Annotated in this window: 17 protein-coding genes; 8 read left to right on the forward strand and 9 right to left on the reverse strand. The window is 70.5% G+C overall.

Annotated elements, in window-relative coordinates; genetic code table 11:
• Positions 1 to 42: 42 nt before the first annotated feature.
• The gene (locus CTJ15_RS16170) at positions 43 to 918 is read right to left on the reverse strand and encodes a PaaX family transcriptional regulator C-terminal domain-containing protein (protein ID WP_058390425.1); all 876 of its coding nucleotides are present in this window, start codon (positions 916 to 918) and stop codon (positions 43 to 45) included.
• 131 nt (positions 919 to 1,049) lie between these two features.
• Between CTJ15_RS16170 and paaI the strand changes: the two genes are divergently transcribed.
• Positions 1,050 to 1,496, forward strand: coding sequence for a hydroxyphenylacetyl-CoA thioesterase PaaI (gene paaI / locus CTJ15_RS16175; protein ID WP_058390424.1), 447 nt, complete (start codon positions 1,050 to 1,052; stop codon positions 1,494 to 1,496).
• Between the two features lie 105 nt (positions 1,497 to 1,601).
• Here paaI and CTJ15_RS16180 read toward each other — a convergent pair whose 3' ends face one another.
• Positions 1,602 to 3,086 (reverse strand): transglycosylase SLT domain-containing protein, encoded by a 1,485-nt coding sequence (locus CTJ15_RS16180; RefSeq protein ID WP_099781698.1) that lies wholly within the window; start codon positions 3,084 to 3,086, stop codon positions 1,602 to 1,604.
• 409 nt (positions 3,087 to 3,495) lie between these two features.
• Here CTJ15_RS16180 and CTJ15_RS16185 point away from each other — a divergent pair, with 409 nt between their 5' ends.
• Together CTJ15_RS16185 and CTJ15_RS16190 are read left to right on the forward strand one after the other, a co-directional pair.
• The gene (locus tag CTJ15_RS16185) at positions 3,496 to 4,308 is read left to right on the forward strand and encodes an EcsC family protein (RefSeq protein WP_051004944.1); all 813 of its coding nucleotides are present in this window, start codon (positions 3,496 to 3,498) and stop codon (positions 4,306 to 4,308) included.
• Positions 4,309 to 4,435: 127 nt separating this feature from the next.
• Entirely contained in the window at positions 4,436 to 5,698 is a 1,263-nt protein-coding gene (locus tag CTJ15_RS16190) for an MFS transporter (RefSeq protein WP_314230954.1), read from the forward strand.
• A 48-nt stretch (positions 5,699 to 5,746) separates the two neighbouring features.
• Here the strand turns inward: CTJ15_RS16190 and rutD are convergent, their stop codons facing one another.
• The 4 genes from rutD to CTJ15_RS16210 form a co-directional block, all read right to left on the reverse strand.
• Entirely contained in the window at positions 5,747 to 6,526 is a 780-nt protein-coding gene (rutD, locus tag CTJ15_RS16195; RefSeq protein WP_019462213.1) for a pyrimidine utilization protein D, read from the reverse strand.
• Positions 6,523 to 6,915 carry a pyrimidine utilization protein C gene (gene rutC / locus CTJ15_RS16200; RefSeq protein ID WP_075821562.1) on the reverse strand — a complete coding sequence of 131 codons (393 nt, stop codon included), beginning with the start codon at positions 6,913 to 6,915 and terminating at the stop codon, positions 6,523 to 6,525. Before rutC ends, rutD begins: the two co-directional genes overlap by 4 nt.
• A 481-nt stretch (positions 6,916 to 7,396) precedes the next feature.
• Positions 7,397 to 9,259, reverse strand: coding sequence for a monovalent cation:proton antiporter-2 (CPA2) family protein (locus CTJ15_RS16205; protein ID WP_075823101.1), 1,863 nt, complete (start codon positions 9,257 to 9,259; stop codon positions 7,397 to 7,399).
• 316 nt (positions 9,260 to 9,575) lie between these two features.
• The gene (locus CTJ15_RS16210) at positions 9,576 to 11,042 is read right to left on the reverse strand and encodes an MFS transporter (protein WP_075823100.1); all 1,467 of its coding nucleotides are present in this window, start codon (positions 11,040 to 11,042) and stop codon (positions 9,576 to 9,578) included.
• Positions 11,043 to 11,303: 261 nt separating this feature from the next.
• On the opposite strand from CTJ15_RS16210, the gene CTJ15_RS16215 reads away from it, so the two are divergent.
• Positions 11,304 to 12,221, forward strand: coding sequence for a DMT family transporter (locus tag CTJ15_RS16215; protein WP_075823099.1), 918 nt, complete (start codon positions 11,304 to 11,306; stop codon positions 12,219 to 12,221).
• A 478-nt stretch (positions 12,222 to 12,699) separates the two neighbouring features.
• Here the strand turns inward: CTJ15_RS16215 and CTJ15_RS16220 are convergent, their stop codons facing one another.
• The gene (locus CTJ15_RS16220; RefSeq protein ID WP_075822984.1) at positions 12,700 to 13,692 is read right to left on the reverse strand and encodes a tripartite tricarboxylate transporter substrate binding protein; all 993 of its coding nucleotides are present in this window, start codon (positions 13,690 to 13,692) and stop codon (positions 12,700 to 12,702) included.
• A 494-nt stretch (positions 13,693 to 14,186) separates the two neighbouring features.
• Between CTJ15_RS16220 and CTJ15_RS16225 the strand changes: the two genes are divergently transcribed.
• Positions 14,187 to 15,812 (forward strand): diguanylate cyclase, encoded by a 1,626-nt coding sequence (locus CTJ15_RS16225; protein WP_083755592.1) that lies wholly within the window; start codon positions 14,187 to 14,189, stop codon positions 15,810 to 15,812.
• Here CTJ15_RS16225 and kdgD read toward each other — a convergent pair.
• A complete protein-coding gene (kdgD, locus tag CTJ15_RS16230; RefSeq protein ID WP_019462206.1) occupies positions 15,745 to 16,668 on the reverse strand; it encodes a 5-dehydro-4-deoxyglucarate dehydratase in 924 nt (307 codons plus the stop codon). The two genes, CTJ15_RS16225 and kdgD, sit on opposite strands and share 68 nt — an antisense overlap.
• An 87-nt stretch (positions 16,669 to 16,755) precedes the next feature.
• A complete protein-coding gene (locus tag CTJ15_RS16235) occupies positions 16,756 to 17,598 on the reverse strand; it encodes a FadR/GntR family transcriptional regulator (protein WP_226945957.1) in 843 nt (280 codons plus the stop codon).
• Between the two features lie 266 nt (positions 17,599 to 17,864).
• Between CTJ15_RS16235 and CTJ15_RS16240 the strand changes: the two genes are divergently transcribed.
• From CTJ15_RS16240 to fbaA, 3 genes are all read left to right on the forward strand, one after another.
• Positions 17,865 to 18,218 (forward strand): hypothetical protein, encoded by a 354-nt coding sequence (locus CTJ15_RS16240; protein WP_126281900.1) that lies wholly within the window; start codon positions 17,865 to 17,867, stop codon positions 18,216 to 18,218.
• Between the two features lie 5 nt (positions 18,219 to 18,223).
• Positions 18,224 to 18,904 carry a hypothetical protein gene (locus tag CTJ15_RS16245; protein WP_126281901.1) on the forward strand — a complete coding sequence of 227 codons (681 nt, stop codon included), beginning with the start codon at positions 18,224 to 18,226 and terminating at the stop codon, positions 18,902 to 18,904.
• Positions 18,905 to 19,156: 252 nt separating this feature from the next.
• Positions 19,157 to 20,254, forward strand: a complete 1,098-nt coding sequence (fbaA, locus tag CTJ15_RS16250) for a class II fructose-bisphosphate aldolase (protein WP_019462203.1) — start codon at positions 19,157 to 19,159, stop codon at positions 20,252 to 20,254.
• The last annotated feature ends 88 nt before the right edge of the window (positions 20,255 to 20,342 follow it).

A 20,342-nucleotide genomic window follows, 5' to 3' on the forward strand; every position in this document is an offset into this window, starting at 1 on the left:
AGGATCATATGTGACGGAATTTATGTCTTCAAGGATTATTCGTCACATGTCATCGCGGAAGCGCCGCCAGAGTTCCGCTCCCGGCGCGGGCAGCGGCCCGTCCTCGTCCGCCGCATGGGCATCGAGCCAGGCCTCGGAGGCAGGCAGGAGCCGGGCGTAAAGATCGGCGCAGGCCCGCCGCGCCTCCCCGCCTGGCCAGTCCGCCGGCAACATGCCGTGCGGCAGGAACGGATCGCGCAGCACCACGCGGCGGTATTCATGGATCAGCAGCAGCCGCGCCACCAGCGACTCCAGCCCCGGGAGCCCGGCCTCCGGCATGCGCCCCGACACCTCTCCGAAGGGTTCCAGGAAGCGCCGGTAGCCGGCGGCGATACCCTCCAGGTCCCAGGCCAGGGCAGCCAGCCGCCTCGCCTCCGCCGTTCCCGCCCGCGCCTCCAGCGCGATCGCGGTCCGGGCCTCGGCGGGAACCGTCCGGTCCCAGGGCGCCAGCCAGAGATCCGGCAGCGCGGCGCCATAGCCTGCCGCCCGCAGCGCCTCGCGCGCCGGCTCCCGCGCCATCTCCGGCGGCAGGAGGAGCAGGCGCAAGCGGTTATCCTCCACCCCGGCCGCATGCGGGCCGTAGATGCGCCGCGCCGCCTCGGCAAAGGTTCCCGCGCCCTTTTCCGCGAGGCGGTAGAAGCTGTTCCGTCCCAGCCGCCGCCGCTCCAGCCAGCCATCCGCCGCGAGGCGCGACACGGCGGCCCGCACGGCGGCATCGTTGACCCCCATCCCACCAAGGACTTCGGCCAGGGTCTGCAGCCCCACGGAGCCGCCGCGCGGCAGGATGGCGTCGCCGTAGAAGGTGATGACCAACGACCAGGTGCGCGACGGCTCGCTGTTCAGGTGGCGCAGGATCGGTTCGAGGAACGGGGAGGACATCCCCCCCTGCATAGCCAGCGCGGGTCCGGCACGGAACCGGCCGGATCGCGGCCGTCTTGTCCCGCCCTGGCCGGACGCGCAGAGTATCCCTGACCGGGCGACCGGTGAAAACGACGCCAGGAGGAACCGGAATGGAGATGGAAGCGCAGGACCCGGCGCAGCGCCTGGCGGAACGGTGCGTCGCCGCCATGCTGGAGCGTGATCCGGCCAGCAGCGGCCTCGGCATGCGGCTGCTGCGCGTGGCGCCCGGCGAGGCGGAACTGTCGATGCGGATCGTGCCGCACATGCTGAATGGCCACCAGAACTGCCACGGCGGCTTCATCTTCACACTGGCGGATTCGGCCTTCGCCTGTGCCTGCAACAGCTTCGACCGCCTCACGGTCGGCCAGTCCTGCACCATCCACTACATCCGCCCCGTCACGGCCGGCACGGTGCTGACCGCCCGCGCCCGGTGCCTCGCCGAGGCCGGGCGCAGCGGGATCTACGATGTCCTGGTGCTGGACGAGCAGGAGCAGGTCGTCGCCACCTTCCGGGGCCAGTCCCGCACCGTCGGCGGCAGCATGCTGGGCGGGGAATAGGACGCCTCCCGGGAAGGTTTCCCCGCCGGCGCCGCGTCCCCGGGAGCAAAGGCAAAAACGCGCCCCCGAACCGGTCATCCGTGCGCCGCCAGGCGCCGGAAGCGTTCAGGAGCCCGGCGGAACGGTGAAGCAGGGCATGCCGCTGCCCTGGAGGCGCTGGCAGGCACTTCCGGCGCCATCGGCGGAAAGGCCGGTCAGGCGGGCGCGGTAGAGCGTGCCGTTATGGCTGACCGGGGTAATGCTGTCCCGGGCGCTGGCCAGCAGGCCGCCGGTGCGCGACCGGGCGACGGAAAGCGCGGCACGGGAGATGGCGGGGTCGGGGAAGGCGCCGACCTGGATGCCCCAGCCGCCCCCTCCCCCCATGCCACCACCATAGCGGGCCGGCAGGGCCAGGGTGCCCGGAGGCGCGGCGGCCGGGCGCTGCACCGGCGGTGCCTCGGCGGCCTGGGCGGTGCCGGTCCAGGACGGGAGGGAACCACGGGACTCCGTGGGGACGTTCGGATACAGGGCTGGAGGCGGAGAGGCGTAGGCGGATTCCCGGACCGCGTAGGCGGCCGGGATCACCGGGCTGCTCCCCTCCTCCCCGGTCCGGTTGCCGGTCGGGGTGGAGGCGGTGACGAGGCCGCCGCCGTCGAAGGCGCGGTTGGCCGGGTCGTCATAGGCATAGGCGCCGCCACCCGTGACCAGGCCGCCGCCCTCATAGGCGCGGTTGGCGGGGTCCGCCGCCGCAGGGCCGGGTGGCGCGGAGGCGTAGCCGGGGGTGGCGTAGGCACCCGTGGCCGGGCGGCGAGCACTGGCCAGGCGGGTGCCGGCCGGGGCGCGGCCGGCCTGGGAGGCGCCGCCCATGCCGGTGTAACTGCCCGTCGGGGCAGAGGCGGTGACCAGCCCGCCACCGTTATAGGCGCGGTTGGCCGGGTCGTTATAGGCATAGGCCGTGCCCGAGCCGGTGGCGAAGCCGGCGAGCGGGCCGGTCATGGCGACCTCCGTGCCCAGGCGCGGGGCGATGCGAGCGAGGTAGTTGATCGTCTCGCCCGGCAGTTCGGAGTTGCCGGCAAGGTAGTCGGAAAGGCGCTGCGGCCCGGCATTGTAGGCGGCGAGGAAGGCCGGGGCACCGAACTGGTCCGACATCTCGCGGATATAGGCGGCGCCGGCCATGATGTTGCTGCGCGGCTCGTAGGGGTCGGAGCCCAGGCCGTAGCGGGATCGCAGGATGTCGTAGGTGGCGGGCATCACCTGCATCAGCCCCATGGCGCCGACCCGGCTGGTGGCGGTGGGATTGCCGGCGGATTCCTGGCGCATGACCTCGCGGATCCAGCGTTCCGGGATCGCGAAGCGGCTGGCGGCCTCGCGGACATGCGGGCCCCAGGGATCGCCCTCGGGCCCGGGCGCGCGGTAGGAACGCGCGGCGTGGGAGAGGTAGCTGCTGGCCTCGGCGCGGGAGGCCCCGGCCGCGGCGGTGTCGTAGCCGTAGTCGCCGTTGCCGTCATAGCCGCGCCGGCCGTCCCAGACGAAGCGGCTGGTATAGGCGGGCGGGCCGCAGGCCGAGAGCAGCAGCAGGAGCGGCAACAGGGAGAGCGCGCGTCTCGCCATGGTCCTCCGATGACCTCCCCCAATGGTCAAACCCGACGATCCCCCGGATCGTCGGGGGAACGGGCGCCGGGAAGGACCACGGGCCATGGGACGGCTCGTGGCGCGGTCCCGCTCCCGGGACAGGCTATAGCGGGGGAATGGCTTCGGAATGGTTGCGGCAAGGCCACAGCCCACAGGCGACGACTCGTTCCCCCTCGGCACCCATCCTCCTCCGCATGCACCGGGATCGCGGCATCAACAAGGCGTGGCGGACGGCACGGGGGCCGCCGCGGCGGAGGTGCGGAAGCGGAACGGTGGGGCGGCGTGGCCGGCGGGACACGGGAGCCGTGGGGAGAGGGATTGCGAAAACCGGGTTTCGCCGGCGCGGCCTGCTGAAACCGGGGGGCGCCAGGGCCATTTGCATGCCGAGATGAACACATCCCCTTCCACCGCCCTCACCGCCGCGCCGCTCACCCCCGAGGCCCGCGCCGAACTGGCCGGAGCCGTGCGGATCCTGGAGAACCCATCCATCGCCGCCCGCATGGCGGCGATGGCGGGCACACCCGTTTCCGCGCTGAAGCGCCGGTTGCCGGAATTCGTGCAGTCGGGCGTGGATGGCGCCGTGCGGCGGGCGATCGAGGCCGCCTGGAAGGCGGCGCTGCGCTCCAGGCCCGGGCGGGCGCCGCATGGGCTGGCGCCGGACTGGCTGCATCGCGGGCTGGCGGCGGCCTCCGGCGTCGCGGGCGGGGCCTTCGGCCTGGCGGGAACCCTGACGGAACTGCCGGTCACCACCACCATCCTGCTGCGCCAGATCGCCTCCGAGGCGGCGGAACAGGGCGAGGACCTCACCGACCCGATGGTGCAGGCGGAATGCCTGAAGGTCTTCGCCCTGGGCAGCGAGGACCTGGACGAGGACCCGGCCCAGAGCAGCTACTTCGCCGCCCGCATCGCCCTGGCGCAGGTGCTGCCGAACGCGGTGACCAACCTGGGCGCTGCGGTGATGCCGGGCTTCCTGGCGCGGATCGCCGGGCGCTTCGCCGCCGCGGTGGGACTGAAGCTCTCGGCCCAGGCGGTGCCGGTGCTGGGGGCCGCGGCCGGGGCGGCGATCAACATTTCCTTCCTGGAGCATTTCCGGAACGTGGCACGGGCGCATTTCACCGTGCGGCGGCTGGAGCGGGCACATGGGCCCGCCACGGTGCGGGAGGCCTACGAGGCGCTGAGGGACGCGCGCATGGCGGCGTAAGAGGCCGCGTCCCGCAAGGCGGTTCCGGCGGCCGGAACAGCCACACCCGCCCTGGTCCGGACAGCCGCGCGATGGATGGCGCGGCGCGGCGCTTCCAGCGGCGCGCGGGTTGGGGCAGGCTGGGGCGGTGAAGATCATCGACCGCCGCTTCCTTGTCATGCTGGCGCTCGGCTTTTCCGCCGGGCTTCCTTTTCCGCTGACCGCCTTCGTCCTTCGCCAATGGATGGCCGAGGCGCAGGTGGACCTGACCGCCATCGGACTGACGGCGCTGATCGGCCTGTCCTATTCGCTGAAGTTCCTGTGGTCGCCGCTTCTGGACCAGGCGCCGCCACCGCTGTTCCGGCGCTGGGGGCGGCGGCGCGGCTGGCTGGGGACGATCCAGCCGCTTCTGGCGCTGGCCATCCTGGGCGTGGGGCTGACCGATCCGGTGGAGCATCCGGGCTGGATGGCGGCACTCGCCGTGCTGGTGGCCTTCCTGTCCGCCTCGCAGGACATCGTCATCGACGCCTACCGCATCGAGGTGCTGGAGGAGACGCAGCAGGGCTACGGGCTGGCCTGCTATGTCTGGGGTTATCGCGGCGCGCTGCTGGTGGCGGGGGCCGGGGCGCTGGCCACGGTGGGCTTCGCCGGATGGGCCGGGGCCTATGCGATGTGCGCGGCGCTGATCCTGATGGTGGGCTTCGTCGCCACCGGCTTCGCGCCACGACCGGCGGAGGTGGCGCTGCGGGCGCTGCCCTGGGCCCGGCGGATGCGCTCGGGCATGGTGGACCCGTTCCTGGACTTCATGCGTCGCCCGGCCTGGCAGGCCATCCTGGGCTTTGTCGCGCTGTACAAGCTGGGGGAGGCGCTGGCGCATGTGATGACCACGCCCTTCTACCGCGAACTCGGCTTCTCGCGCCTCGACGTGGCGCAGGTCTCCTCGGTCTTCGGGCTCTTCGCCACGCTGCTGGGCGCGCTGGCGGGCGGCTGGCTGATCCGGCGCATCGGCGTGGCCAAGGCGCTGGTGGTCACCGGGCTGGGGCAGATGCTGTCCAACCTGATGTATGTGGCCCTAGCGCGGGCCGGGCACGACATGGGGATGCTGTGGCTGCAGGTGGGGGTGGAGAACGTGACCGGCGGCCTCGCCGATGCGGCCTTCCTCACCTATCTCGGCAGCCTGACCAGGCGGTCCTTCACGGCGACCCAGTATGCCCTGCTGTCCTCGCTGGCAGCCCTGCCGCTGCACACGATCGGCGGCTCCTCCGGCTGGCTCGCCGCCCGGCTGGGCTGGGAGAGTTTCTTCATCATGACCACCCTGGCCGCGCTGCCGGCCATGGTGCTGATGCTCTATTTGCTGCGCCGCCTGCCGCCACCGCCGAAGGCCGCGGTGGCGGCGGAAGCGGCGGAATAGCGAGGCGGCCCCCAGGGGCAGGCGCTGCCTTTCAACGATCGGAGGCCATCAGCCCGCCAGCAGGAAGTCCAGCAGCACCTGGTTGAAGGGTTCCGGCTGCTCCACGGTGAAGGCATGGCCGCCGTGCTCCGTGAGCCAGAGCCTCGCATCGGGCAGGGCTTCGGCGAGGTGGCGGGAGGCGGTCCAGGGCACCAGCAGGTCGTCGCGGGAGGCCGCGACCAGGGTGGGCGCGGCGATGGCAGGCAGGTCGGCGCGGGCATCGAAGGCGCGGAGGGCGGCGATGCGGCGGCGGAGGTTGCGCTCGCCCTGGAAGCCGGCGATGCCCCGGGCGATCTCGGCGTCCATCCTGCCGGAATGCTCCGCCATGTAAGGGGCGGTATGCAGGAAGAGAGGCTGGGCCGCGACATAGGCAGCAGGGCCCTGCGCTTCCAGGATGCCGAGGCGGATGTCGAAGCAGCGCTCGGAATGCGGCTCCACCTTCGCCCAGGCATTGACCGCGACGAGGCGGGCGAGGCGTCCGGGATGGCGGCGGGCGAGTTCGAGGCCGACCAGGCCACCCAGGGCGTGGCCCAGGAAATGGGCACGGGCGATGCCGGCGGCGTCGAGAACCCGCACCACGTCATCGGCCATGTCGGCGATGGCATAGGCACCCGGCAGGGGCCCGGCGTTGCTTCCCGTGCCGCGCTGGTCGAAGGCCACGACCTGGAGATGTTCCTCCAGCGCGGCGCGCTGCGGCTTCCAGAAGCCGGCGAGGCCGCCGAGGCCGGCGGACAGGACCACCGCCGCGGCGCCGGGCCTGCCGGTGACCTCGTGGCGGAGCGCCGTCACGCAGGGTGGCCGATATGGGCCACGCTGGCGATCTCGACCAGGGCGTCGGGCTTCACCAGCCCGCATTGGATGCAATAGCGGGCGGGTTTGTCCCCGGGGAAGTACTCCGCATAGACGGCATTGATGGCGCCGTAGTTCGCCCAGTCGGTGAGAAAGATATGGTTCATGGCAATGTCGGCCATGGTGCCGCCGGCGGCCTCGACCACGCCCTTGATGGTTTCCAGCACGTGGCGTGCCTGGGCGGCGGCATCGCCGATATGGACCACGTTGTTGTCCTTGTCGAAGGGCAGCGTGCCGGAGACGTAGAGCACGCCATGCGCCATGGCGCCGGGGGAATAAGGCGCCAGCGGCTTGCCGGCACCGGCGGGGATGACAGGCTTGATGGGCATGGCACGGGTTTCCTCGTTCCGGATGGCCGGTCGGCCGGCGAATGCCACGCAAGCCGCATGCCATCGCCTGTCCCGGCCATGCGACCGGGTTCACGCGGAGGACGGCCTTTCCTGACCGTTCCATGCTGGCAGCCGCCCCCGGGGGAGAGGCGCCGCCTCTCCGCCCGGCCCCCCACTCCGCCGGGGACCGAAGCCGGTCCCCGGACCCCGGGCTTGCGTTGGCTCCGCGTGGTTGCCGCCAGCCTGCGGCTTGATCCCCGGGAGCAGGTGGCGACGCGGGGCACCCGAATAGAAAGACATCGTGTCCGCGCTGGTGGCACCGGCAGTCCGCCGGAGAGCCATGCTCTCCGGCGCGATCCGGCCTCAGCAAGCCCCAACGCATCGGGTCCAGGGCCCGCAGGGTCCTGGCGGATAGGGGGTCCGGGGGAAAGGCAGCGCCTTTCCCCCGGGACGGCGCAACGCCAAAGCCCTGAAGCACGGATCAGCGTCCGGTTCCAGTCTCCTGGGCATCCTCCGCGGCGCGGGCGTTCTCGGCGGCGCGCATGGCGGCCTCGGCCTCGGGGTTGAGGGGCTGGCCAGCGCGGCGGGGCGGGATCAGCGGGCCGGGGACGGGGCGGTTGCCGTACATGAGTTCCCGCCCGGCCAGCAGGCCATCGCAGAGTTGGATGTCGAGGCGCTGGCGGTCACGGCGGCGGACGTCGTCGGTGATCCCGGCGGCCTCCTCCTCCGGTACGTCCAGCCCCTCCAGCGCGGCGCGGCCCATGGCGAGCGCGGCGTCGAAGGTCTCTCGGACCTCGAAGGCCACGTCGCGCTTGATGAGATCCAGCGTATGGCCGCGGTCATAGGCGCGGACATAGAGCCTGGCCTGGGGGAATTCCTCCTGCGCCAGGGTGACGATGCGGTCGGTGGTGGCGCGGTCGGCGGTGCAGACCAGGATGGCGCGGGCGCGGCCGGCGCCGGAGGTGCGCAGCACGTCGAGGCGGGTGCCGTCGCCGTAGTAGACCTGGAAGCCGAAGCGGGCGGCGGCGCGGATCATCTCCACATCGGTCTCGATGGTGGAGACGGTGAAGCCGCGCGCCAGCAGGGCCTGGCTGGCGACCTGGCCGAAGCGGCCGAAGCCGATGATCAGCGCGTCGCCGTGCAGGGATTCGGCGCGCTCGATGCCCTCCATCGAGGGGGCGTCGCGTTCCGGCCACCGCTCCGCCAGCAGCACGGCGAGCGGGGTGAGCGCCATGGAGAGGATGACGGTGGCGGTGAGCATGGCGCCGGTGCGGGCATCGACCAGCCCGGCGCCGCCGGCGGCGGCGTAGAGGACGAAGGCGAACTCGCCGCCCTGGGCGAGCACGGCGGCGCGGCGCACGGCCTCCCGCGTCCCGGCGCCGAAGAGGCGGGCGACCAGGAAGACCATGGCGGACTTGGCCAGCATCAGCAGCACCACGCCGGCCAGGATCAGCAGCCCGTCGCTGCGCAGCACGCCGAGGTCGAGGCTCATGCCGACGCCCATGAAGAAGAGGCCGAGCAGGATGCCGCGGAAAGGCTCGATGTCGGTTTCGAGCTGGTGGCGGAAGGTGGATTCCGAGAGCAGCACGCCGGCCAGGAAGGCACCCATGGCCATGGACAGGCCACCGAGCTCCATGGCCAGCGCAGCGCCGAGGACGACGAGCAGGGCGGCGGCGGTCATCACCTCCCGCGCCCCGGCGCGGGCGAGCAGGGCGAACATCGGGTTCAGCAGCCAGCGGCCGGCCGCGACCAGGGCGGCGAGCGAGAGCAGGGCGAGGCCGACGGAAACCCAGCGCGAGCCTTCCGCCTCATGGCCCGGCGCGAGGATCGCGACCAGGGCGAGGAGCGGCACGATGGCCAGGTCTTCCAGCAGCAGGATGGAAACGATGCGCTGGCCGGCGGGTGTGGAGACCTCGCCCCGTTCCTCCAGCACCTGCATGGCGATGGCGGTGGAGGAGAGGACGAAGCCCATGGCGGCCACGAAGGCCACGGCCGGGGCGAAGCCGGCGAGCCACAGGATGGCGGTCAGCACGACGCCGCAGGCACAGACCTGGGCGACGCCGAGGCCGAAGATCTCCCGCCGCAGGCTCCAGAGACGGGAGGGCTGCATCTCCAGCCCGATGATGAAGAGGAACATGACCACGCCGAGCTCGGCGATGTGCAGCACGGCCCCCGGCTCCGCCACCAGGCGCAGGCCGAAGGGGCCGATGGCGAGGCCGGCGGCGAGGTAGCCGAGCACGGAGCCCAGGCCCAGGCGGCGGAAGACGGGCACTGTCACCACCGCCGCCCCGAGCAGGATGACGACCGGGGCGAGATCCGTGACGTAGCCTTCTTCCGCCGTCATCCGCCCGATCCTCCTCCGTACGTACCCCGGCGCAGCTTAGGCGGCGGAGGCACGGGGCGGCCAGCCACAGGCCAGTGGCAGTCCAGGTTGCCCGCCTGCCAAGCGGACGCACCCCGCTCAGGCTGCCCATTTTTCGCGCGGGCAGCGATGCGGAGGAGGACAGGCGATGCGGGCGCCTGCCCTCCCGCGTAACCTATGGCCCTGACAGCGTCCACAGACACCAGCGAAAGCCCGAAGGCCGGGAGAGGAGGCGCTTTCCCAGGGGATGCCGCAAGACGAACGGCACGGGAAAAGCCGCGATCCGCGACGGCGGCGGCTATTCCGCGGCCCGCGACAGCGGCGTCGCCACATCCTCCAGCGAGCGGCGCTCGGCGGCGAAGCCCAGCTTCCATTCGGTGGCGGCGGCGATCAGCATCAGCGCGGCGCCCAGCATGTAGCCCCACATGATGTTGTCGCGCGCCCCGCCTTCGATCAGCGCGCCGAACAGCGCAGGGCCGGCGACGCCGCCGATGCCGGTGCCGAAGGCATAGAAGAGGGCGATGCCCATGGCGCGCATCTCCAGCGGGAAGCTCTCGCCCACGGTAAGATAGGCGGCCGAGGCGGCGGCGGAGGCGAAGAAGAAGATCACCGTCCAGGCCGCCGTCTGCTCCCAGGCGGAAAGCCAGCCCTGGGCGAAGGCATAGCCGGTGGCGGCCATCAGGATGCCGGACAGGGCATAGGTGGCGGTGATCATCGGCCGGCGGCCGATGCTGTCGAAGAAATGGCCGAGCAGCAGCGGCCCCATCAGGTTGCCGATCGCGAAGGGCAGCATGAACCAGCCGATATGGTTGGGCTCGATGCCATAGAAGCGGGTGAGCACCAGGGCGTAGGTGAAGAAGATCGCGTTGTAGCAGAAGGCCTGGCAAGCCATCAGCACGATGCCCAGGACCGAACGCTCCGGATAGGTGCGGAACATGGTCGCCGCGACTTCCCGCAGGCTGGTATGGGTGCGGGGCGTGAGGCGGATGGTGCGGTGTTCCGCCGCCGGCAGCGGGCCGCGGTTGTCGCGCACCCAGTCCTCGATGTCGCCGACGATGCGCTCGGCCTCGTGCTGCCGGCCATGGGTCATCAGCCAGCGGGGGCTTTCGGGGATCCAGCGGCGCAGGAAGAGCGCGATGAGCGACAGGGCGCCGCCGATGCCGAAGGCGAGGCGCCAGCCGATCTCCGGGTCGATCACGCGCGGGTCGAGCAGCACCACCGCGCCCAGGGCACCGAAGGCGGCGCCGGCCCAGAAGGTGCCGTTGACCGCCAGGTCGGTGACGCCGCGGCGGCGGGCGGGGATGAGCTCCTGGATGGTGGAGTTCACCGCCGCGTACTCGCCGCCGATGCCCGCGCCGGTGAGGAAGCGGAAGAAGGCGAAGCTCCAGAAGTTCCAGGAGAAGCCCGTGGCGATGGTCGCCACCATGTAGACCAGCAGGGTGACGGTGAAGAGCTTCTTGCGGCCCAGGCTGTCGGTGAGGCGGCCGAAGAAGAGGGCGCCCAGGACGGCGCCGATGAGGTAGGCGGAGGCGCTGAGGCCGATCTGGGTCTCGGTCAGGCGCAGGACGGGGCTGTTGTGGATGGCGCCGCCGAGCGAGCCGACAAGGGTGACCTCCAGCCCGTCCAGGATCCAGGTGATGCCGAGCGCCACGACCACCAGCCAGTGGAAGCGCGACCAGGGCAGGCGGTCCAGTCGCGCGGGGATGTCCGTCTCGAAGCTGGCCTTCCCACTGGCCGCCGCGGTGGTGCTGGCGCGTCCCTCCATCGGTCCGGTCCTCCCTCCTTGCCTTTGCGGTCCCTGCCCTCCCTGGCACGTGCCGCCCGGATAGGAAACGCCGAAATGGCCGAAGGTTCCCGAGGAGGAGCGGTTCGCCGGGGCAGGATGGGACAGCCTGCCCCGGACAGGCCGGACGGGGCAGGCGGGCGCGGATGGCTGGGTCCCGGCCCGGGCCATGCCTGGCGGCGCGCGATTTGCCTAGCCTGCCGGGATGGCGGGCCACCGCCTCCCCTTCCGCTGGATGTCCGTGTGATCCTTTCCGTCTTCTGGCTGCCGGCGACGCTCGGGGCCGCTTTCTTCCAGTCCTGGCGCACGGCGATGCAGCAGAGGCTGCGCGGCACGATGTCGGTGAATGCCGCCGGGCTGGTGCGCTTCCTCTATGGCGCGCCCACGGCGCTGGCGCTGCTGCTGCTGCACTGGCTGCTGCTGGGCGGCGGGATGCCGCGGCCGGGCTGGGGCTTCCTCGGCTGGGCGCTGGTGGGCGGGCTGGTGCAGATCCTCGGCACCAACCTGCTGATCATGAGCTTCGGCTACCGCAACTTCGTGGTCGGCACCGCCTACAGCAAGACGGATGCGATGCAGGGGGCGATCCTGGGCACGCTGGTGCTGGGTGAGGTGCTGCGGCCTCTGGCCTGGCTCGGTGTGCTGGTCAGCGTGGCGGGGGTGCTGGTGCTCTCGCTGGCGGGCAAGGCCAGCGGGCCGCGCGACCTGCTGCGCGCCACGGTGCAGCCGGCGGCGCTCTGCGGCCTGGGGGCGGGACTGGCCTTCGCCGCCACCGGCATGTTCACCAAGCTGGCCATGGCGATGCTGCCTCCGGGCACGGACGCCGTGCGCGGGGCGCTGGTGGCGCTGACGGTGATGACCACGCTGCAATCGCTGATGCAGGGCGGCTGGATGCTGTGGCGCGAGCCGGAACATCTGCGCGCGGTCTTCCGCGGCTGGCGCAAGGCGGCGCCGGTGGGGGCACTCTCGGCACTGGGCTCGGCCTGCTGGTTCACCGGCTTCGCCCTGGCGCCGCTGGGGCTGGTGCGGGCAGTGGGACAGGTCGAGATCCTGATGACCATGGCGCTGGGGCGCTTCTACCTGCGGGAAAGCTTCACCCGCTCGGAGGTGATCGGGGCGGTGACGGTGGTGGCGGGGGTGCTGCTGGTGCTGGCGGGGGCCTGAGGAAGACAGCCCGCCGGCGGCAACCCTTCGCCCTTGGCGAACCGGCCTTCCGAGCCCGGCTCCCGATACGGCCCGCCCGGGATGACGCGGGCGGCTGCCGGTCCGCGCTTCACGGCTTTGGCGTTGCGCCGTCCCGGGGGACAAGGCTCCGCCTTTTCCCCCCGTCCCCCTTATCCGCCAGGAACCTGAGGTTCCTGGACCTCCCGTTCGTTGCCTCTTCGCTGCCGGCCGGATCGCGCCGGAGAGCATCGCTCTCCGGCGGACTGCCAGTGCCACCAGCGCGGACAGGGTGCCTTTCTTCTTTCCGGGAGCCCCGCGTCTCCACCTGCTTCCCGGGATCAGGCCGCAGGCTGGCGGCAACCACGGGAACCCACGAAAGCCCGGGGTCCGGGGACCGGCTTCGGTCCCCGGCGGAGAGGGGGTCCGGCGGGAGAGGCAGCGCCTCTCCCCCGGCGGCCGGAACAGGCGAGTCCGGCGCTCAGTCCGGCGTGATGTTGCCGCGGCGGACGACCTCCTTCCAGCGGTCGATCTCTCCCTTCTGGAAGGCAGCGAACTCGGCGGGGGTGCTGCCCACGACCTCGAAGCCGATCTCGTCCATGCGGCGGCGGGTGTCGGGGTGGCGCAGGGCCGCCAGGATGGCTGCGTGGATGCGGTTGGCGAGGTCCGGCGCCATGCCGGCGGGGCCGCCGATCGCCTGCCAGGAATAGACGGTGAAGCCCTGCAGTCCGCTCTCGATGGCGGTCGGCACCTCGGGAAGAAGGGCGGAACGCGCCTCACTGGTAATCAGGATGGGCTTCACGCGGCCGTCGCGGATCTGCGGCAGGATGGAGCCGAGATTCTGGAAGGAGAGCTGGACGTTGCCGGCGATCAGGTCGGTGGTGGCGGGGGCGCCGCCGGCATAGGGGATGTGCGAGATCTCCGTGCCGGTGGCCTGCTTGAACATCTCCATGGTCAGGTGGTCCGAGGAGCCGACGCCGGAGGTGGAGTAGGAGGTGGCGCCCTTGCGCGCCTTCAGCCATTCGACGAGCCCGGCGAGGTCGCCGGCCTTCACCTGCGCGGGGTTCACCACCAGGACATTGGGCGTGCGCACGGTCTGGCTGAGGCCGGTGAAGTCGCGCACCGGGTCGTAGCCGAGATTGGGGCGCAGCGCGGCGTTGATCGCCCAGGTGCTGATCGGCGCGTGCATCAGCGTGTGGCCATCCGGCGCGGAGCGGATGACGAAGCGGGCACCGATCTCGCCGGTGGCGCCAGGGCGGTTCTCCACCACCACGGGCTTGCCGATCCCCTGCTGCATCTGCACCCCGATGGCACGCGCCACGATGTCGGAGGATGAGCCGGGGGCGAAGGGGGAGACGATGGTGACGGTGCGCTCAGGCCAGGCCATCTCCGCCCGCGCGGCACGGGGCAGGAGCGCGGGCATGCCCAGAAAAGGCGTGAGAAGCGAGGCGCGGAGGAGGCCACGGCGTTGCATGTTCTTTTGTTTCCTTCCCAAATTGAGGTGCCACCCTGTTGCGGGTGGCGCCAAAGCTGGAAGCGACGTCACGGGTTCGCCTTCCAGCGGCTGGAGTGCGCGCGCGGCCCTTTCCTTCGCCGTACGGACGGGGCTGCTCTTGCCCCTTCCGCCGCGCCGAACGGTCCTCGCGCAGGGTGCATCCGATGGTCATGGCGATCCGCTCCGACGCGACGGATAGGTAGCCGCATGAGGCTTCACGAAACAGCCCATCCGCGCCCTTCCGCCCGCGGGGCGCATGACAGCGCCAGATCATCACGTACTCTTCCCTGGCCACATCCAGATTCGCAGTTCCAGGGTGCCAAGGAAATCATCGACGTTGATCGAACCGCCAGAATATCGAGAATGCCGGGTAAGTTGTCCTGAACCCCGGTTTTGCCCGCGAGGATAGTGTGCGCAGCGTGTTACAACGGCAAGGGCTATTCGGGCCACAGATGCCATCTGTCGCGCGGCGTGTGACACTGGTCGTCGCGGGCGTCTGGCTGGTGCTGGTGACTGGCCTGAGCTGGTGGATGTCGCGGTATATCATGACGGAGCGGCTCAGCGACTTGGCTGCCAGCGCCGAATACGACACCAGAACAACCGCGCGCATCGTCGACCGGCTGTTCACCGAGATGAGCAGCGTGGCCAATATGGTGGCGCATCAGAGCAGGGTGATCCAGCTTGCCACCCGCTATCGGGTCGATCCGCCAGACCTGGCCAGCTTAACACGCCAGCAGCGCGCCGCATATTTCACACGCGACCCCTTGGTGCGCAGCGTCGGCGATTTCATGAACAGTCTGTCCAGCGACCTGCGCTACGCCCGGATCTATATGAATAACCTGTCGGATGACACGGTAACGGCCAGCAACTGGGCCGAGCCCGACAGCATCGTCGGGATGATCTATCGGGAACGAAGATACCTCGTCGATGCCCTGCAGCACGGCAAGGGGCAGATGTTCGGTATCGCCCGCCTGAACAGAACGCCGTCCTACTTCGTGTCCAGCCGTATCGAGGACGCCGACGACGTGACGCAGGGCTCCGTCACGGTGAAGTTCGACGCACCGGATATGGCGCTCTATCTGGCAGGGCAGCACATCGCCCTGATCGTGAATCGCCAGGGGCGCGTGACGACCTCCTCGTCCGCGCCGTTCATGCTGCGCAATGTGGCCGCGCTTCTGCCACCGGACATCCTGCAACCTCCGGACGGCGACGAAGATATCGGCAAGCCCATGGACATTCGCGCCATGACCGGCCCGGAGCAGGCCGGCCAGTGGCAGATCGACGGGCATCTTTATCTGCTGCGGCGCCAGCCCCTGTCCGACAGGACGTATCAACTGCTCACGCTGGTTTCGCTCGATCCCCTGGCCCCCATGCGCCGGCAACACTTCTGGGTGGCGGGGCTGGTCGCGGCGCTCGGCCTCGTCCTGATCCTGCTCTCCGGCCGTGTCGCGGGACAGATGGTGTTACAGCGGCAGGAGGAACGGTACGCGGCGAATTACGACGCCCTGACCGGCCTGCCGAACCGGCGCGCGATCCTGGCCGATCTGGGTCAGTGCTTTGCGCTGGCGAAGCGGACACGCCAGTCGATTCTTGTGGCGTTCATCGATATGGATGAATTCAAGACGATCAACGACACCTACGGACACGAGATCGGCGACAAGTTCCTGGTCGAGGTTGCAAGACGCCTCTCGGCCGGTCTGCACCCCGGCGACGTGCCGGGACGGTGGGGCGGCGACGAATTCATCGTGATCAGGCTGGCCGCCCCGTCCAGGCCGGATGCTCCGGACGAAGCGGCCGCTGTGATGCGCAGACAGTTGGCGCCACTGCTGATCGGGACCTATGTCTTCGCCGGCTGCAGCTTCGACTATCCAGGCGCGAGCTTCGGCGTCGCGACTGTCGATCCCTCGGCCAGCTCGCTGCAAGCCGCACTCCAGGAGGCCGATCGGCTGATGTATGCGGACAAGCAGGCACGGCGGGCGCTGCGCCTGCGCGTGACGCCGCGCCCCTCCGTGAGATCGGAGCCAGTAGACCTTATTGCGGGCCGAGCTTCTCGACCAGAGAGCGCAGGCTCTGCTTCTCCTCCGCTGTCAGGTCGCTGAGCGGCGAGCGCACCGGGCCGGCGCCGCGGCCGATGATCTCGGCACCCGCCTTGACGATGCTGACCGCATAGCCCGGCTGACGGTTGCGGATGGCGAGGTAGGGGAAGAAGAAGTCCTTCAGCAGCCGGTTCACCGTCGCCATGTCGCCGGTGGTGACGGCCGCGTAGAAGTCCTGCGCCGTGCGCGGGATGAAGTTGAACACCGCCGAGGAGTAGGTCGGCACGCCCATGGCGAGATAGGCGGCGGCATAGACCTCCGCCGTCGGCAGCCCGCCGAGATAGGTCAGCCGGTCGCCCAGCGCGCTGTACACGGCGGTCATCGCCTCGATGTCGCCGACGCCGTCCTTGAAGCCGATCAGGTTCGGGCATTCCTCGGCCACGGCGGCCAGCGTCTCGGGCTTCAGCCGACAGTTGGCACGGTTATACACGATGACGCCGAGCGAGGTGGCCTTGCAGACCGCCGCGATATGGGCACGCAGCCCGGCTTGGGAGGTCTCGGTCAGGTAGGGCGGCATCAGCAGGATGCCGGCGGCGCCGAGTCGCTCGGCCTCCTTCGCATATTCAATGGCGGTGCGAGTGCCGTAGCCGGCGCCGGCCACGATGGGGACTTGGCCCGCCGCCCCTTCCACCGCCGCCTTCACCACCCGGGAGAACTCGCCCGGGGTGAGAGAGAAGTACTCGCCCGTGCCGCCGGCTGCGAAGAGCGTGGCGGTGCCGTAGGGCGAGAGCCATTCCAGGCGGCGGCGATAGCCGTCCACATCCAGGTCACCGGAGGGAGTGAAATCCGTCACCGGAAAGGACAGGAGCCCGGTGGGCAGCTTCGCCTTCAAGGCCTCCGGGGTGAAATGCTCCGTCATGCCGCTCTCCATCGCCTGGATACAAACATATATTGGTATGACGTCTTACGAATGGACCAGCCGGAACGCAAGCGGGAAGACGCGGGGTCAGCCGGCGGCGAAGGCGGAAACCGCCTCGCGCAGCCGCTCCCGGCTGTTCAGCAGGTGCAGGCGCATCGCGGCGCGCGCGCCCTCCGCGTCGCCGTGCAGGATGGCGGTGGCGATCTGCACATGCTCGATGCGCAGGATGCGGAGATAGGCCGCCCGGGCCTCGGCATCGCGGAACAGTTCCAGACGGGAGCGCGGAACGAGCTGCGCGGGCAGGCCGGCGAGCAGCGCCTCGAAATAGGCATTGCCGCAGCAGCCGGCGATCTGGAGGTGGAAGGTCCGGTCCATGGCGACGGAGCCGTCGGCATCGGCGGGGTCGGTGCCGAAGCGCTCCGCGGCCTGCAGCAGCGCCGCGGCCTGGGCCTCGCCCCGGCGCTGGGCGGCCAGCCAGGCGGCCTCGGATTCCAGCGCGACCCGCACCTCGATCAGGCGGAGCATCTCCTCCGCCGTGTCGATCTGCGAGGCTTCCAGCCGGTAGTGCGGCGCCTGGGGCGGGGCGAGCATGAACATGCCGCGCCCCTGTTCCACCGAAAGGCGCCCGGCAGCGCGGAGGCTGGAGATGGCCTCCCGGACCACGGTGCGGCTGACGCCATAGCGGGTGATCAGCTCCTTCTCGGTCGGCAGCTTGTCGCCGGGGCGCAGCTCGCCAGCCTCGATCCGGGCGGAAAGATCGTCGCAGACCTGGACGGCGAGGCTGGCGCGGCGGGGTTGCGCCACGGAGCGGGGCAGGAACGCGCCGCCAGGGCGGGCGGGACCTTCCCCGGGAGAATCGATGCCCTGGGAAGCGATGTCCTGGGGAGCAGTGCCCTGGGGATCGGGTCGGGAGACTGCGGATCGGGCCATGGTCGGTCTCCGTCCTCGCGCGGGCCAGGGGAATGGAATGACCAACGATGCATAGATCGTCCGTCATATGACTTCCAGATGACATTGCCCCGGGTTGTGCCCAGTCGGGCTGGGGCGAGCCGGGCGTGCCGGCACTGTGTTCCGCGTGCAGTTGCGAAGACGTTCACAGCTTTGTGGACACGCAATCAGAAGTTGACACTTCGTTCACAGATTAATAAAAATTGATACGTTGTCATTTAAATGAAATGCCATGGGGAGAAAGATCGATGCGTGCCATTCTCAAAGCCTCTCTTATGGCGAGCGCCATCACCCTGGGCGCGACCATGCCGGGCATCGCCATAGCCCAGAACTTTTCCGGGAGCAGTCAGTTCAGCAGCGCCGGCGTGACCGGTGGCAGCTATGCCAAGGGGATCGGCGACACCAGCGCCGCCTCCCAGAGCGCGGGCAAGGTCTACTCCTTCAACAGCGGCGGCACTTCCAGCGTGGAAGGCCTCTCGGCCACCTGGGGCGGCGCCACGGGCCCGGGCTCGTCCTTCGCCAGCGGCGTGGACTTCAGCGGCAGCGCTTGGCAGGGCGCGTTCAGCGGCCAGGGCTTCGCGCCCGCCGGGTCCGCTCAGTGAGCCGCGTGGCGAAGCAGCCGGCTGAGCGGGGCGTGCCGGTGGCACGCCTCCTCGGCGCGGGCATGCTGGCGGTGGGGCTGGCCTTCGCCGCCCTTCCCGCCTCGGCCCAGACCCAGTCCAGCAGCACCTCGGCGGGCGCGGTGGCCAATGCCATCGTGGTCAGCGGCTCGGGCTCCAGCAGCGGCTCCAACACCGTCACCTACAAGGGCGGCGTCGAGAACGTGCCGAGCGTCTATGGCGCGCTGTCCGTGGCGCCCTGCACCACCGCGGCGCAGATCGGCGGCGCCTTCCTGGGCGGCGGCTTCACCGCCTCGCTGGGCAGCGAAAGCGAGGGCTGCTCCCGCCGCGCCAACGCGGCCGCCTTCCATGCGATGGGGCGGGACGACGTGGCCATGGCGTTGCTGGCGCAGGACCCGAACGTCGCCAGGGCGCTGCGGGACGTGGAACAGGCCAAGCTGGCGGCGGCCCAGGCGCAGCAGGCCCAGCAGGCGCGCGTCGCCCCCGTGATGGTGGCGCCGGCCGAGCCTGAGAACGTCATGGTCCGGCCCGTTGGCCAGCCCCGGCTGCAGCAGGTCCGCGCCCAGGTGCCGGCCGCCACGGCCCCGCGCCCCGACTGGTGCCTCCGCGCCGCGCCGACCACCCAGGCCGGGCGCGACTACGTGCGGCAGGTCTGCGGCCAGGGTTGAGCGCGATCCGCCCGCCCGCGGAGCCCGTTCCGGCTCTTCCCGCCCCCCCCCGCCGCTTCCGGGGGCCCTGCCGGGGAGCTCTTCTCCCGGGCGCCCCCTCCCGGCCGGCGGAAACGGCCCGCTTCCGTTTCCGCCCCTTCAACCTCTCCACAAGAGAGGGCTTTCGCGGATATTCCTGGCCCGGTCCCGGTCGGCTTGGGCGGCGCAGCATGCTACACTGGCCGGCAGAACCGTCCGCCGAAGGGATACCCCATGAGTGACGCAGCGACCCTGAACCCGGCCACCCGCCTGAAGCCGGGTGTCGTCTCCGGCAAGGACTATGCGACGCTGGTCGCGGCCTGCAAGGCCGGCGGCTATGCCCTGCCCGCCGTGAACGTGGTCGGCAGCGACAGCATCAACGCGGTGATGGAAGCCGCCGCGAAGAACAAGTCCGACGTCATCATCCAGCTTTCCAATGGCGGCGCCCGCTTCATGGCCGGCGAAGGCTGCCCCGACGCCGCCAAGGCGCGCGTCCTGGGCGCCGTTTCCGCCGCGCAGCACGTGCACCTGCTGGCCGAGCAGTACGGCATCTGCGTGGTGCTGCACACCGACCATGCCGACCGCAAGCTGGTGCCCTGGGTCGATGCGCTGATTGACCACAGCGAGGCGCATTTCGCCAAGGCGGGCAAGCCGCTCTTCTCCTCGCACATGCTCGACCTCTCGGAAGAGGCGCTGGAGCCGAATGTCGAGGAATGCGTGCGCGTGCTGAAGCGCATGGCGCCGATGGGCATGAGCCTGGAGATCGAGCTGGGCGTGACCGGCGGCGAGGAGGACGGCATCGGCCACGAGCTGGAGGAGTCCGCCGACAACGCGCATCTCTACACCCAGCCCGAGGACGTGCTCTACGCCTATGAGAAGCTGAGCCCGCTCGGCCACTTCACCGTGGCGGCCTCCTTCGGCAACGTCCACGGCGTCTATGCGCCGGGCAACGTGAAGCTGCGGCCGGAGATCCTGAAGTCCTCGCAGGCGCTGGTGTCCGAGCGGCATGGCGGCGGAGCCAAGCCGCTGAACCTCGTCTTCCACGGCGGCTCCGGCTCCGAGAAGGAGAAGATCCACGAGGCGGTGAGCTATGGCGTGTTCAAGATGAACATCGACACGGACACGCAGTTCGCCTTCGCCAAGCCGGTGGGCGACTATGTGAAGGCGAACCCGAAGGCCTTCGAGTTCCAGGTCGATCCGGAGACCGGCAAGCCCTACAAGAAGCTCTACGACCCGCGGAAGTGGCTGCGCGCAGCCGAGCTCGGCATCGTCGCCCGTCTGGATGAGGCCTTCGCCGACCTCGGCTCCAAGGGCAAGAGCATCGCCGGCTGACCGTACCGCCCCGATAAGGTGAGGATGGCGCCGTCCCGGTCCGGGGCGGCGCCATCCTCGTTTCAGACGGGTTGCCCAGGCCTTGGCG

This window comes from Roseomonas sp. FDAARGOS_362 (assembly GCF_002754815.1).
In the GTDB taxonomy this organism is placed as follows: domain Bacteria; phylum Pseudomonadota; class Alphaproteobacteria; order Acetobacterales; family Acetobacteraceae; genus Roseomonas; species Roseomonas mucosa.

Coding starts and splice junctions, on each gene's coding strand:
- rutC (WP_075821562.1), bottom strand. CDS start 6,915: ATGCCCATCAAGCCTGTCATCCCCGCCGGTGCCGGCAAGCCGCTGGCG.
- CTJ15_RS16210 (WP_075823100.1), bottom strand. CDS start 11,042: ATGGAGGGACGCGCCAGCACCACCGCGGCGGCCAGTGGGAAGGCCAGC.
- fbaA (WP_019462203.1), top strand. CDS start 19,157: ATGAGTGACGCAGCGACCCTGAACCCGGCCACCCGCCTGAAGCCGGGT.
- CTJ15_RS16180 (WP_099781698.1), bottom strand. CDS start 3,086: ATGGCGAGACGCGCGCTCTCCCTGTTGCCGCTCCTGCTGCTGCTCTCG.
- CTJ15_RS16220 (WP_075822984.1), bottom strand. CDS start 13,692: ATGCAACGCCGTGGCCTCCTCCGCGCCTCGCTTCTCACGCCTTTTCTG.
- CTJ15_RS16240 (WP_126281900.1), top strand. CDS start 17,865: ATGCGTGCCATTCTCAAAGCCTCTCTTATGGCGAGCGCCATCACCCTG.
- paaI (WP_058390424.1), top strand. CDS start 1,050: ATGGAGATGGAAGCGCAGGACCCGGCGCAGCGCCTGGCGGAACGGTGC.
- CTJ15_RS16205 (WP_075823101.1), bottom strand. CDS start 9,259: ATGACGGCGGAAGAAGGCTACGTCACGGATCTCGCCCCGGTCGTCATC.
- kdgD (WP_019462206.1), bottom strand. CDS start 16,668: ATGACGGAGCATTTCACCCCGGAGGCCTTGAAGGCGAAGCTGCCCACC.
- CTJ15_RS16170 (WP_058390425.1), bottom strand. CDS start 918: ATGTCCTCCCCGTTCCTCGAACCGATCCTGCGCCACCTGAACAGCGAG.
- CTJ15_RS16185 (WP_051004944.1), top strand. CDS start 3,496: ATGAACACATCCCCTTCCACCGCCCTCACCGCCGCGCCGCTCACCCCC.
- CTJ15_RS16235 (WP_226945957.1), bottom strand. CDS start 17,598: ATGGCCCGATCCGCAGTCTCCCGACCCGATCCCCAGGGCACTGCTCCC.